The sequence below is a fragment of the Mycobacterium sp. NPDC003323 genome (genome assembly GCF_053589535.1).
On the sequence record NZ_JBSFSB010000018.1, the window covers coordinates 1 to 13,292 of the forward strand.

Sequence of the window (13,292 nt, forward strand, 5' to 3'; positions counted from 1 at the left end):
CTCGCCCGCGCCATCAACGCCGCCAGGATTCGGTGATCGACCGCCTCATCCTGGCGGGCGCGTTCCTCGCGTTCGGACTGCAACGCCAACAACTCAGCGGTGTCGAACACCGAGAAATCAGCATCCAACAACGCCTTCACCGACGCGGCACGATCACAGACCGCGGCGGCTACCGCGTCCCGGGACTGCACCACATCCGACTTCATGACCCGAACATACGTACGACCACCGACAAACCAGGCCGGAATGTGAAACGAGATACCAACGGGGCCAGAGAAATTCGCGTCGCTCGAATGTCGCTGCCCAGGTGGGCAGGGAGATCAACGGCGGCCGCCCCGACGGCAGTTGATCTCCCTGCGGAATCAACCCTCGACCGGCCCCCGAATGCCGAGCACCGGCTGACGCGGACCGCCGCGGTTGAAGTCCGGACACCAGGGTGAGTGGCCGCGATCGTCGCGCCAGGCGATCTGCAGGCCGCGGACCGGACCACCGTGATAGGCCACCGCCCAACCCATGTGGACATCCGGTGCGGTCATCTCGACGAACTCGGCAAGCGAGTCGTCGGGAAACGTGATGGTGTCACCGGGCAACGGTTCCACCTTGTGCGTCATATAGTGCGCCGCCGCATTCAGCAGCAGCATGGAGCGCTCGGGCGGCAGCCCCGTGACGAGAAGCTCCGGCAGCCCCGCATCGCTCAAGCCGATGGTGTACGCGAACGGTGGCTGGTCCTCGACGTACTGCACCGCCCAGCCGTTCTTGACCGCGATGTGTCGCAGGACGTCCAGATAGTCCTGTCGAGTGGCCTCGGGATGATCGCATTGCCAGCACATGTTGTGCCCCTTCCGTGATGAGTTGTCTTCACCATGCGCCGCAGCACCGACAACCTCGCCTGGCAGAATCGGCAGGTGCCCACGCTCAACGGTCAGGTCTCACACTGGTTCGACACTCTGCCGACGCCGCGCCCGCGGCTACCGGGTGACCGCGATGCCGATGTCTGCATCGTCGGCGCCGGCTATACCGGGCTGTGGACCGCGTATTACCTGAAGAAGGCCGACCCCTCGCTGCGTATCACCGTGCTGGAGGCCCGTTTTGCCGGCTTCGGCGCATCCGGCCGCAACGGCGGCTGGTTGTCCGGACTGGTCCCCGGTGACCGTCGGCGGATGGCGAAAACCCACGGTCGCGACAAGGTCCTGGCCTGGCAGCAGGCGCTGAACGCCGCCGTCGACGAGGTCATCGCAGTCGCCGACACCGAAGGGATCGACGCCGGCGCCGTCAAGGGCGGCACGCTGGAGATCGCCCGCAACCCGGCTCAGGCCGCACGGCTGGCGGCCACCGTCAAGGAAGAACGTCGCTGGCAGAACGATGTCACCGTGTTGACAAAAATCGAAGCCGCAGAACGCATTCGGTTCGACGGCGTGGTGTCGGCGTATCACACGGAGCACTGCGCGCGCATCCAACCGGCGGCTCTGGCGCGGGGTCTGGCCGATACCGTCGAGCGCCTCGGCGTGACGATCTATGAACGTTCGCCCGTGATCGAGATCGCGCAGGGCCGTGCCGTCACCGTCACCGGTACCGTGCGCGCACCCATCGTGCTGCGGGCCACCGAAGGGTTCACCCCCGTGCTGCGCGGGCTGCACCGGCGATGGTTGCCGATGAACAGTTCGATGATCGCCACCGATCCGATACCGGCGGCGCTGTGGGACGAAATCGGCTGGCAGGCAAGAGAAACAGTCGGCGATACCGCGCACGGCTTCTTCTACGCCCAGCGCACCGTCGACGACCGGATCGCCATCGGCGGTCGCAGTGTGCCCTACCGCTTCGGGTCGCGCACCGACACCGACGGCCGGGTTCCCGCCGGTACCATCCGGCAGCTCACCGAGGTGCTGCATTCGCTGCTTCCTCAGGTGCGCAGCGTGCCGATCGCGCACGGTTGGTGCGGCGTGCTGGCGGTGCCCCGGGACTGGGAAGCCGGTGTGGCGCTGGACCGCGCGACCGGGCTGGGCTGGGCCGGTGGCTATGTCGGCCACGGGGTGACGGCCACGAACCTCGCCGGACAGACACTGGCCGACCTGGTGCTCGGGCGGGAGACCGAGCGCACCGGCCTGCCGTGGGTCGGCCACCAGTCACGCAACTGGGAGCCCGAACCGCTGCGCTGGCTGGGGGTGCGCGGTCTCTACATCGCCTACAAGCTCGCCGACCGGCAGGAGGCCCGCCGCGCCACCGCCAAGACCTCTCCGATCGCGCGCGTCGCCGACCTGATCACGCGCAAGCCGCACTAGACGGACTCGGCGCGCTCCTTGAGCCGCTGCAGGGTCAGCCGAATGTGCTCGGCATTGGCGGCGTCGCGGTCGCTGACGCCGGTGGCCAGACCGGCGATCTTCTTGAACCACCCGGCCCGACGATCCCACGTCGACTCGGTGACGGTGCAACCGCCTTCGGTGGCAACGATGTCGTACCTCCAGTGTGCGACCGGGAAGATCGCGGACTTCACATCGAAGGCGAATGTGCTGCCGGGGTCTGCGGCGGTGACGGTGCACGTGGTGGTCCAGGACTTCGACCCGCTGCGGTTCTCGCCCTTGAACACCGCACCCGGTGCCGCCGCGGATCCCTTGGTCCACGACATCGCGTGCGCTTCCTCGGCCAGCGATCCCAAGGTCGGTAGGTCGGTGATCAGGGCGTACACCGCCAATGGTTCGGCGGCGATGGTGACGGATGCGTGTACCGGAGCGGTCATGGATCGATCGTAGACAGATCGACCGTGACGGGAATCACCTTGCCCCTGGCTGCGTTGACAACGTCATGACGGACCGACGGCCCCGGCAGCCGAGCGCCGAGCACCCCATCACGATCACGCCCACCGGGCGGCGGGTCACCGTCAGCGTCGGGGGAGTCCAGATCGCCCAGACCGATGACGCGCTGACCCTTCAGGAGGCCAGTTATCCACCGGTCCAGTACATCCCACTGGCCGATGTCGACCCGACCGCGTTGGCGTGCAGCGCCACCACCACCTATTGCCCCTACAAGGGTGACGCGACGTACTACCACGTCCACGATGTGCACGACGTCATCTGGACCTATGAACACCCCTATCCCGCCGTCGCGCAGATCGTCGGCCGCGTCGCCTTCTACCCCGACAAGGCACGTATCGAACTGGCCTAGATTGGTGGGGTGCCGTCCACCACGCTGAGCTTCAGTGGGCCGGTCAGTCCCGGGTTGACACTGGCCCCGCTGCGCCGTGGCACCGGCGACCCCTGCTACCGCGCGATCGGCACCGACATCTGGCGCACCTCATTGCTGCGCAGCGGCCCGGTGACCGCCCGGATCGCCAAGACATCGCCGGACACCGTCGAATGCGAGGCGTGGGGAGCGGGGGCGGCCGAATTCCTCGACGACCTGCCTGCACTACTGGGCCACGATGACACCGCCTCGGGCTTCGACCCGGTCGAACCCACCATCGCCGAGGCCCATCGACGAGTACCGCACCTGCGGTTGGGCCGCACGGGCCGGGTGCTGGAGGCGCTGGTGCCGGCGGTCATCGAACAACGTGTCTACGGAAAGGACGCCTTCCGGGCCTGGCGGATCTTGACGACCAAGTTCGGGCAGCCGGCACCGGGTCCGGCGCCCGCCGGGATGCGGGTGCCGCCCAGTGCCGAGGTGTGGCGCCGCATCCCGTCCTGGGAGTTCCATCTGGCCAATGTCGACCCCGGCCGCGCCCGCACCGTCGTGGGCTGCGCCCAACGCGCCGACGCACTGGAGCGGTTGACCCCGGAGCGCGCCGTGCAGGGCTTGAAATCGCTTCCGGGAGTGGGGGAATGGACCGCGGCCGAGACCGTGCAGCGTGCCTTCGGTGACGCCGACACACTGTCGGTCGGTGACTTCCATCTCGCCCGGACGGTCGGCATGAGCCTGCTCGGGGTACCGATCGACGACGCCGCGATGGTCGAACTGCTCGAACCCCTGCGGCCGCATCGGCATCGCGCTGTGCGATTGCTGTATGCCAGCGGGCTGGCCGTCAACCCGCGGCGGGCACCGCGGCAGGCCATCCCGAACCTGCGCGCCCTGTAGGAGTGATTACCGGAGGGCCTGGCTGGGTATGCGATGCGGCGAGCTACAACAAGCCTATGAAGCCGACGCAAAGGAGACACCATGACTGCGTTCACCATCCCGGGGATGACGGATAAGCAGGGCACCGAGGTGGCCGAGCTGCTGCAGAAGCAGCTCAGCACCTACAATGACCTGCACCTGACGCTCAAGCATGTGCACTGGAACGTCGTCGGCCCGAACTTCATCGGTGTGCACGAGATGATCGATCCGCAGGTACTCCTCGTCCGCGATTACGCCGACGAGGTGGCCGAGCGGATCGCGGCACTGGGCGGTTCGCCCAAGGGCACCCCGGGAGCCATCCTGAAGGACCGCACCTGGGACGACTACTCGGTCGGTCGCGACAATGTGCAGGCCCACCTGGCCGCCGTCGACCTGGTCTACACCGGGGTCATCGAGGACACCCGCAAGAGCATCGAACGGCTCGACGAGCTCGATCTGGTGTCCCAGGACATGCTGATCGGGCACGCCGGCGAACTCGAGAAATTCCAGTGGTTCGTCCGCGCGCACCTGGAGAGCGCCGGCGGACAACTGGTGCACGAGGGCAAATCCACCGAGAAGGGCGCGGCAAGCGAAGCTCGCGCCTGATCCGGCTCAGCCCCGGTAGGCGGTCAGCCGCGCGGTGAGCGCGACGCGGCCGTCATCACCTATTCCCTGTGCCTCGGCAACGCCGCTGCTACGTCCTACGTGCAGCGGCGTTGCTGTGTAATGAGATTGGCCACCGCCGATCAGCCGGCGCAGGTAGTTGATGCGCAGCGACGCGGTGTGCAACGGCTGATCGGGACGCCCGGCATTGAGCGCCGCCGAGGCGACGAGCTCCAGACCTGCCGCGGCGACACCGCCGTGCACGGCGCCGAGGGTGTTGTTGACGCTCGGATGTGCCAGCTGTCGCAGCACCGCGCCGCTGCCACCGGCCTCGGCGATCTCGACGGCCATCAGCTCGCCGAGATCGGTGGGCAGCGTTTCGACCGGCTCGGTGGGCTGTTCGAAGGCACCCGGCACGTGCACCGCCGCGGTGATGTAGAAGGTCCGCACCGTGGCCAGCCCGATCTCGCGACCGCCGTGGGTCAGATCGCACACCGACAGCGAGGTGGCGCCGGCCGCTCCGATGGCGCGGCTGGACGCCAGCACCGGGACCGTCGGATCGGCGGTGACGATCTCGTGGGCGCCCGGACAGAACTCCATGGCCAGTTCGCTCGACACCGTCCAGTGCCCGTCCGGGCGGCGCGCGTGGTTGGCGAACCCGGCGATGTGGTCGACGAGGATGGCCAGCGGCGCGAGGCTCGGTGCGCCGGTCAGCGGGTTGTTCATGCCGGTGACCGGCATGGTGGCCGCGTAGCGGGTGGGGCCGTCCTCGACGTTGACGATGCCGAATCGGCCGGGCGGGGTGGTCTGCGGGTAGGACATCACGCTCCAGCTTGCGGTGATGCGGCGCGGCGTATACGGCCAGGGGGTATCCAACGAGGCAAAAGGGCATTTCCTAAGAATCTGGCCAACCTTTCAGCAAATTTGCCAAGCCGTCAAACGACCAGTTGAAGCGGTTGTACTTGGATTGATGGCAAAGTGATGTGACCAGCGTCTCAAAAGTCGGCATCGTCGGCCGTGTGGGCCCGATCCTTCGAATCCGTGCGAAATATGTTGCCTCGCAGACGGATCGGCACGAAAATCGAGGCGTCGAAGTGGTATCCGACCGAAGTGCCGAAACAGTCTAGTTAGGTCTGGCTAAGTTGGCATGCCTTGCGGTCTTTGTCATATCGTTTTGTCCACTTGTGGCGAGTGGGTAGACGCCGTCGTTCAGTGCTGCACGAGGGCGCCGCGATCGCCAGCCCGGTGAACGACGCTTCGCGCAGGCACAACAGTAAGGGTCAGGTGGATTGCCGATGGCAACAGTGCCCAGCGGGCTCTACAACCCCGCATACGAGCACGACTCTTGCGGCGTGGCGATGGTCGCCGACATGCACGGTCGCCGCAGCCGCGACATCGTCGACAAGGCGATCACCGCGCTGCTGAATCTCGAGCACCGCGGCGCCGCGGGAGCCGAACCCAACACCGGTGACGGTGCGGGCATCCTGCTGCAGGTGCCGGATGCCTTCCTGCGTGCGGTCGTCGATTTCGAATTGCCCGAAGAGGGCAGCTACGCCACCGGTATCGCGTTCCTGCCGCAATCCAGCCGCGACGCCAACCTGGCCTGCGAGGCGGTCCAGAAGATCGTCGAGGCCGAGGGTCTGCAGCTGCTCGGCTGGCGCGATGTGCCCCACGACGACTCCTCGCTGGGCGCGCTGGCCCGTGACGCCATGCCGACCCTGCGCCAGATGTTCATCGCCGGCGCCTCGGGCATGGAACTGGAGCGCCGCGCGTACGTGATCCGTAAGCGGGCCGAGCACGAGCTGGGCACCAAGGGTCCCGGCCAGGACGGTCCCGGACGCGAAACCGTCTACTTCCCAAGCCTTTCGGGTCAGACCTTCGTCTACAAGGGCATGCTGACCACGCCCCAGCTGCGCGCCTTCTACCTGGACCTGCAGGACGAACGGCTGACCAGCGCGCTGGGCATCGTGCACTCGCGGTTCTCGACCAACACGTTCCCGTCCTGGCCGCTGGCGCATCCGTTCCGGCGGGTGGCGCACAACGGCGAGATCAACACCGTCACCGGCAACGAGAACTGGATGAAGGCCCGTGAGGCGCTCATCCACACCGATGTCTTCGGCTATCACAACGACCTGAACAAGATCTTCCCGGTGTGTACCCCCGGCGCCTCGGACACCGCGCGGTTCGACGAGGTCCTGGAGTTGCTGCACCTGGGCGGACGCAGCATCGCCCACGCGGTGCTGATGATGATCCCGGAGGCCTGGGAGCGCAACGCCGAGATGGACCCCGCCCGGCGGGCGTTCTACCAGTACCACGGCTCGCTGATGGAGCCCTGGGACGGCCCGGCCTCGGTCTGCTTCACCGACGGCACGGTCATCGGCGCGGTGCTCGACCGCAATGGTCTGCGCCCGTCGCGCATCTGGGTCACCGCCGACGGACTGGTCGTGATGGCGTCGGAGGCCGGCGTGCTGGACCTCGACCCGTCGACCGTCGTGCAGAAGATCCGCCTGCAGCCCGGCCGCATGTTCCTGGTGGACACCGCGCAGGGCCGCATCGTCGCCGACGAGGAGATCAAGGCCCAGCTCGCCGCCGAGCACCCCTACCAGGAGTGGTTGGACGCCGGCCTGTTCCACGTCGACGAACTGCCGCCGGGCAAGTACGTCAAGATGCCGCACCACCGAGTCGTGTTGCGCCAGCAGGCATTCGGCTACACCTACGAGGAACTGAACCTGTTGGTGGCGCCGATGGCGCGCACCGGCGCCGAGGCGTTGGGCTCGATGGGCACCGACACCCCGATCGCCGTGCTCTCGCAGCGGCCCCGGTTGCTCTACGACTACTTCCAGCAACTGTTCGCCCAGGTCACCAATCCGCCGCTGGATGCCATCCGGGAAGAGGTGGTGACCAGCCTGCAGGGAGTCATCGGCCCCGAGGGTGATCTGCTCAACCCCGACGAGCACTCCTGCCGCCAGATCGTGCTCCCGCAGCCGATCCTGCGCAACGCCGACCTGTCCAAGCTCGTCGACGTCGACCCCGACCACGAGATCCGCGGCCGCAAGCACGGCATGCGGGCCGCCGTCGTCAGCTGCCTGTACCCGGTCGCCGACGGTGGTGCCGGTCTGCGTCGCGCGCTGGAGGATGTGCGCACCAAGGTCAGCCAGGCCATCCGCAACGGTGCCCGCATCATCGTGCTCAGCGACCGGGAGTCCACCGAATGGCTGGCCCCGATCCCGTCGCTGCTGTCGACCGCCGCCGTGCACCACCACCTGGTGCGGGAGCGCACCCGCACGCAGATCGGCCTCGTCGTCGAATCCGGTGACGCCCGCGAGGTGCACCACATGGCGATGCTGTGCGGTTTCGGCGCCGCCGCGATCAACCCCTACATGGCCTTCGAGTCGATCGACGACATGATCGACCGCGGTGTCATCACCGGGATGAGCAGCGATGCGGCCAAGGCGAATTACGTCAAGGCCGCGGGCAAGGGTGTGCTGAAGGTGATGTCCAAGATGGGCATCTCCACGCTGGCCTCCTACACCGGCGCGCAGCTGTTCCAGGCGATCGGCATCAACCAGCGGTTGCTCGACGAGTACTTCTCCGGATTGCATTGCCCGACAGGCGGTATCGACCTCGACGATATCGCCGCCGACGTCGCGGCCCGGCATCAGCTGGCCTATCTGGACCGGCCCGACGAGTGGGCCCACCGGGAACTCGAGGTGGGCGGTGAATACCAGTGGCGTCGCGAGGGCGAATACCACCTGTTCAACCCCGACACCGTGTTCAAGCTGCAGCACTCGACCCGCACCGGGCAGTACGAGGTCTTCAAGGAGTACACCAAGCTGGTCGACGACCAGAGTGAACGGATGGCCTCGCTGCGTGGCCTGCTCAAGTTCAAGGACGGTGTGCGGCAGCCAGTTCCGATCGACGAGGTCGAGCCGGCCAGCGAGATCGTCAAGCGCTTCTCGACCGGTGCGATGAGCTACGGCTCGATCTCGGCCGAGGCGCACGAGACCCTGGCCATCGCGATGAACCGGCTGGGCGGACGGTCCAACTCCGGTGAGGGCGGGGAGAGCGTCGACCGGTTCGACGTGGACGAGAACGGCGACTGGCGGCGCAGCGCCATCAAGCAGGTGGCCTCGGGTCGCTTCGGTGTGACCAGTCACTACCTGTCCAACTGCACGGACATCCAGATCAAGATGGCCCAGGGCGCCAAGCCCGGTGAGGGCGGTCAGCTGCCGGGTCACAAGGTCTACCCGTGGGTGGCCGAGGTGCGGCATTCGACCCCCGGAGTCGGCCTGATCTCACCGCCGCCGCACCACGACATCTACTCGATCGAGGATCTGGCCCAGCTGATCCACGATCTCAAGAACGCCAACCCGTCGGCGCGCATCCACGTCAAGCTGGTGTCGGAGAACGGCGTCGGCACCGTGGCCGCCGGCGTCTCCAAGGCACACGCCGATGTCGTGCTGATCTCCGGGCACGACGGCGGTACCGGCGCCACACCGCTGACCTCGCAGAAGCATGCGGGCGCGCCGTGGGAGCTCGGCCTGGCCGAGACGCAGCAGACCTTGCTGCTCAATGGACTTCGCGATCGCATCGTGGTCCAGGTGGACGGCCAGCTCAAGACCGGTCGCGACGTGGTGGTCGCCGCGCTGCTGGGCGCCGAGGAATACGGATTCGCCACCGCACCGCTGGTGGTGTCGGGCTGCATCATGATGCGGGTCTGTCACCTCGACACCTGCCCGGTCGGCGTGGCCACCCAGAACCCGGTGCTGCGCCAGCGCTTCAACGGCAAGCCCGAGTTCGTCGAGAACTTCTTCATGTTCATCGCCGAAGAGGTCCGCGAACTGATGGCGCAGCTGGGATTCCGCACCGTCAACGAGATGGTCGGCCAGGTCGGCGCCCTGGACACCACCCGGGCCGCCGAGCACTGGAAGGCCCACAAGCTGGACCTGGCACCGGTGCTGCACGAGCCCGAGTCGGCGTTCATGAACCAGGACCTGTACTGCAGCTCGCGGCAGGACCACGGCCTGGACAAGGCGCTGGATCAGCAACTCATCACCCAGTGCCGCGAGGCCCTGGACGCCGGGACGCAGGTGCGCTTCAGCACGAAGATCGCCAACGTGAACCGGACCGTGGGAACGATGCTCGGCCACGAGGTGACCAAGGCCTATGGCGGGCAGGGCCTTCCGGACGGCACCATCGACATCACCTTCGAGGGCTCGGCGGGCAACAGCTTCGGTGCCTTCGTGCCGCGCGGGATCACGCTGCGCGTGTACGGGGATGCCAACGACTATGTCGGCAAGGGACTCTCGGGTGGACGCATCGTGGTGCGACCGCCGGACAACGCCCCGACCGACTACGTCGCCGAGGACAACATCATCGCCGGCAACGTGATCCTGTTCGGTGCCACCAGCGGTCAGGCATTCCTGCGCGGCCAGGTCGGCGAGCGGTTCGCGGTGCGCAACTCGGGTGCGCACGCGGTGGTCGAGGGCGTGGGCGACCACGGCTGCGAGTACATGACCGGCGGCCGGGTGGTCATCTTGGGCCAGACCGGGCGCAACTTCGCCGCCGGTATGTCGGGCGGTGTGGCGTTCGTCTACGACCCCAGCGGCGCGCTGGTGGGCAATGTCAACGGTGAGATGGTCGACCTGGACGACCTGGAAGCCGATGACCTCGGATGGTTGCAGGAGATGATCGTGGCGCATGTCGATGCGACGGATTCCGCAGTGGGACGGCGGATCCTGGCCGATTGGGACGGCGAGGCCAAGCACTTCGTGAAGGTGATGCCGCGCGACTACAAGCGGGTGCTGACCGCGATCTCGGAGGCCGAGACGGCCGGCGCGGACGTGAACGAGGCGATCATGGCGGCGGCCCGTGGCTGATCCGAGCGGTTTCCTCAAGCACACCGTCCGTCAGACCCCGGCCCGGCGGCCGGTGGACCTGCGTCTGCAGGACTGGAAAGAGGTCTACGAGGAGTTCGAGCACGAGTCCTTGCAGGTGCAGGCGTCGCGCTGCATGGACTGCGGTATCCCGTTCTGCCACAACGGCTGTCCGCTGGGCAATCTGATCCCGGAGTGGAACGACCTGGTCTACCGGGACCGTTGGCGCGACGGTATCGAACGGCTGCACGCCACCAACAACTTCCCGGAGTTCACCGGTCGGCTGTGCCCGGCGCCGTGCGAGGCGTCGTGCGTGCTGGGCATCAACCAGGATCCGGTCACCATCAAGCAGGTCGAGGTCGAGCTCATCGACAACGCCTTCGACCAGGGCTGGGTCACGCCGATGATCCCGACGGTGCGCACCATGAAGAAGGTTGCGGTCGTCGGTTCCGGTCCGGCCGGCCTGGCCGCGGCCCAGCAGCTGACCCGCGCCGGCCACAGCGTGACGGTGTTCGAGCGGGCCGACCGCATCGGCGGCCTGCTGCGCTACGGCATCCCCGAGTTCAAGATGGAAAAGCGCCACATCGACCGGCGGCTGGAACAGATGGAGGCCGAGGGCACGCAGTTCCGTACCGGTGTGAATGTGGGCGTGGACATCACCGTCGCGCAGCTCGACGAGGAGTACGACGCCGTCGTGCTCGCCGGCGGCGCGACGGCCTGGCGTGATCTGCCGATCCCGGGCCGTGAGCTCGACGGTATCCACCAGGCGATGGAGTACCTGCCGTGGGCCAACCGGCTGCAGCAGGGCGATGACGTCGCCGGACCCGACGGCGAGCCACCGATCACGGCGAAGGGCAAGAAGGTCGTCATCATCGGTGGCGGTGACACCGGTGCGGACTGCCTGGGCACCGCGCACCGCCAGGGTGCGGCGAGCGTGCACCAGTTCGAGATCATGCCGCGTCCGCCGGAGACCCGCGCGGAGTCGACGCCATGGCCGACCTACCCGCTCATGTACCGGGTGGCCTCGGCGCACGAAGAGGGTGGCGAGCGGGTGTTCTCGGTGAACACCGAACAGTTCTGCGGTACCGACGGCCGGGTGTCCTCGCTGAAGGTGCACGAGGTGCAGATGAAGGCGGGCAAGTTCGAGAAGGTCGAGGGTTCGGACTTCGAACTCGAGGCCGACATCGTCTTCCTCGCGATGGGTTTCGTCGGCCCCGAGCGCGCGGGTCTGCTCGATGAGCTGGGTGTCGAACTGACCGATCGCGGCAACGTCGCGCGCGACAAGGACTTCCAGACCACCGTTCCGGGCGTGTTCGTGGCCGGTGACATGGGGCGCGGACAGTCGCTGATCGTGTGGGCGATCGCCGAGGGCCGGGCGGCCGCCGCCGGCGTGGATCGTTATCTGATGGGCGAGTCCGCGCTGCCCCGGCCGATCGAACCGACGGCCGCCCCGCAGCGCTGAAGCGTTTTCACTTCAGCAACAGAAGTCACACCAGAAACATCCGATTTTTAATCGGCGTGCCGGTTGGTGTTAGCCGCGTCACAGGTGTCTAATGGCTGTGCAGGGGTTGTGCGGTAAAGTGACCCCACGGTGCAGCTATTCGCCGACCGCAGGAGTTCCCACCGTGTACATGACACCCAATTCACGGTCACTGATGAGTCGAATCGCCTGGTCATGGCTCCGTCATCCGCGTCGTAGCCGTGAGTTCCCAGCTAAGCACGAACGCCTGATCACCCCCGCCGAGTTACTCAGATACGGCTACTGACCCGGCCTGCCGAAGCTCGGCGGACCGGATCAGAGCACGTTTGCCGAATCGTAATAATTTCGTGACCGTCAGTCTTAAGAAGCGGTCTGCAACCCCGAGTCTCGGATGGCCTGGGCCAGCGGCTCCAACACGGCAGGGTCATACGGCGGCGGCAGGTAGATGATCGCCAGATCCAGGCCCTCGGCGCCCAGCGCGGCGGCCTCATCGACCACCTTGGCGTAATCACGGTCCTCGCCCAGGCGCACATGTGCCGACAGGGTGATGTCCTTCGGGTCGCGGCCGATGTCGGCGCAGTGCGCGGCCAGCACGTCGCGCTTGCGGGCGAACTCCTCCGGCGTGCCGCCCACGAAATTCCAGTGATCGGCGTACTTGGCGGTGATCTTCAGCGTGCGCTTCTCGCCGTTGCCGCCGATACAGAACGGCGGATGCGGCTGCTGCGGACCCTTCGGTTCGTTGCGCGCGTCTTTGAGCTGGTAATACGTGCCGTCGAAGGTCGTCGTTTCCTCACTGAGCAGACCCTTGAGTACCTCGCAGGCCTCCTCGAAACGGTCGAACCGCTCCTTGATGCTGCCCAGTTCGATGCCGTAGGCACCGGACTCCTCCTCGTTCCAGCCTGCACCGATGCCGAGTTCGAGGCGGCCGCCGGAGATGATGTCCAGCGCCGAGGCCATATTGGCCAGCACCGCCGGGTGCCGGTAGTGGATGCCGGTCACGAGCACCCCGACACGTAGTCGCTCGGTCGCCTGCGCCAGCGCGGTCAGCGTCGTCCAACCCTCCAGGCAGGGCCCGGTGGAGTCGGAGAAGATCGGATAGAAGTGGTCGAATGTCCAGCCGGATCGGTAGACGTCGATATCGTCGGCCGTCTTCCAGATGGCCAGCATGTCCGACCAGGTGGTGTTCTGCGGGGAGGTTTTGAAGGCGAAGTCCACACTTGGTCAACGACCATCGGCGGTCCACGAATTCC

The 13,292-nt window shown here is 66.9% G+C and carries 10 protein-coding genes and 1 pseudogene; 6 read left to right on the forward strand and 5 right to left on the reverse strand.

The features are described 5' to 3' along the window. Together ACWDUN_RS25675 and ACWDUN_RS25680 are read right to left on the reverse strand one after the other, a co-directional pair. Positions 1 to 206, reverse strand: a pseudogene (locus ACWDUN_RS25675) (hypothetical protein); the annotation flags it as partial. Positions 207 to 362: 156 nt separating this feature from the next. After that, positions 363 to 830 carry a DUF4262 domain-containing protein gene (locus ACWDUN_RS25680; RefSeq protein ID WP_449933111.1) on the reverse strand — a complete coding sequence of 156 codons (468 nt, stop codon included), beginning with the start codon at positions 828 to 830 and terminating at the stop codon, positions 363 to 365. Between the two features lie 33 nt (positions 831 to 863). Between ACWDUN_RS25680 and ACWDUN_RS25685 the strand changes: the two genes are divergently transcribed. Continuing rightward, complete coding sequence (locus ACWDUN_RS25685) at positions 864 to 2,279, forward strand: NAD(P)/FAD-dependent oxidoreductase (RefSeq protein ID WP_449933112.1); 1,416 nt, start codon at positions 864 to 866, stop codon at positions 2,277 to 2,279. On the opposite strand, the gene ACWDUN_RS25690 is transcribed toward ACWDUN_RS25685, so the two are convergent. After that, positions 2,276 to 2,734 carry an SRPBCC family protein gene (locus ACWDUN_RS25690; protein WP_449933114.1) on the reverse strand — a complete coding sequence of 153 codons (459 nt, stop codon included), beginning with the start codon at positions 2,732 to 2,734 and terminating at the stop codon, positions 2,276 to 2,278. The two genes, ACWDUN_RS25685 and ACWDUN_RS25690, sit on opposite strands and share 4 nt — an antisense overlap. Positions 2,735 to 2,799: 65 nt before the next feature. Here ACWDUN_RS25690 and ACWDUN_RS25695 point away from each other — a divergent pair, with 65 nt between their 5' ends. The 3 genes from ACWDUN_RS25695 (at position 2,800) to ACWDUN_RS25705 (ending at position 4,689) form a co-directional block, all read left to right on the forward strand. Next, on the forward strand, positions 2,800 to 3,159 hold the full coding sequence (locus tag ACWDUN_RS25695; RefSeq protein ID WP_449933116.1) for a DUF427 domain-containing protein: 360 nt from the start codon (positions 2,800 to 2,802) through the stop codon (positions 3,157 to 3,159). A 9-nt stretch (positions 3,160 to 3,168) separates the two neighbouring features. Further along, positions 3,169 to 4,065 (forward strand): DNA-3-methyladenine glycosylase family protein, encoded by an 897-nt coding sequence (locus ACWDUN_RS25700; RefSeq protein ID WP_449933118.1) that lies wholly within the window; start codon positions 3,169 to 3,171, stop codon positions 4,063 to 4,065. 81 nt (positions 4,066 to 4,146) lie between these two features. Continuing rightward, positions 4,147 to 4,689 (forward strand): Dps family protein, encoded by a 543-nt coding sequence (locus tag ACWDUN_RS25705; protein ID WP_449933120.1) that lies wholly within the window; start codon positions 4,147 to 4,149, stop codon positions 4,687 to 4,689. Positions 4,690 to 4,695: 6 nt separating this feature from the next. Here the strand turns inward: ACWDUN_RS25705 and ACWDUN_RS25710 are convergent, their stop codons facing one another. Beyond that, complete coding sequence (locus tag ACWDUN_RS25710; protein WP_449933122.1) at positions 4,696 to 5,508, reverse strand: PaaI family thioesterase; 813 nt, start codon at positions 5,506 to 5,508, stop codon at positions 4,696 to 4,698. A gap of 473 nt (positions 5,509 to 5,981) precedes the next feature. Between ACWDUN_RS25710 and gltB the strand changes: the two genes are divergently transcribed. Further along, entirely contained in the window at positions 5,982 to 10,565 is a 4,584-nt protein-coding gene (gene gltB / locus ACWDUN_RS25715; protein ID WP_449933123.1) for a glutamate synthase large subunit, read from the forward strand. Then, on the forward strand, positions 10,558 to 12,024 hold the full coding sequence (locus tag ACWDUN_RS25720) for a glutamate synthase subunit beta (protein ID WP_449933125.1): 1,467 nt from the start codon (positions 10,558 to 10,560) through the stop codon (positions 12,022 to 12,024). Before gltB ends, ACWDUN_RS25720 begins: the two co-directional genes overlap by 8 nt. A 378-nt stretch (positions 12,025 to 12,402) precedes the next feature. On the opposite strand, the gene ACWDUN_RS25725 is transcribed toward ACWDUN_RS25720, so the two are convergent. Next, positions 12,403 to 13,257, reverse strand: a complete 855-nt coding sequence (locus ACWDUN_RS25725) for an LLM class F420-dependent oxidoreductase (RefSeq protein ID WP_449933126.1) — start codon at positions 13,255 to 13,257, stop codon at positions 12,403 to 12,405. Positions 13,258 to 13,292 lie beyond the last annotated feature (35 nt).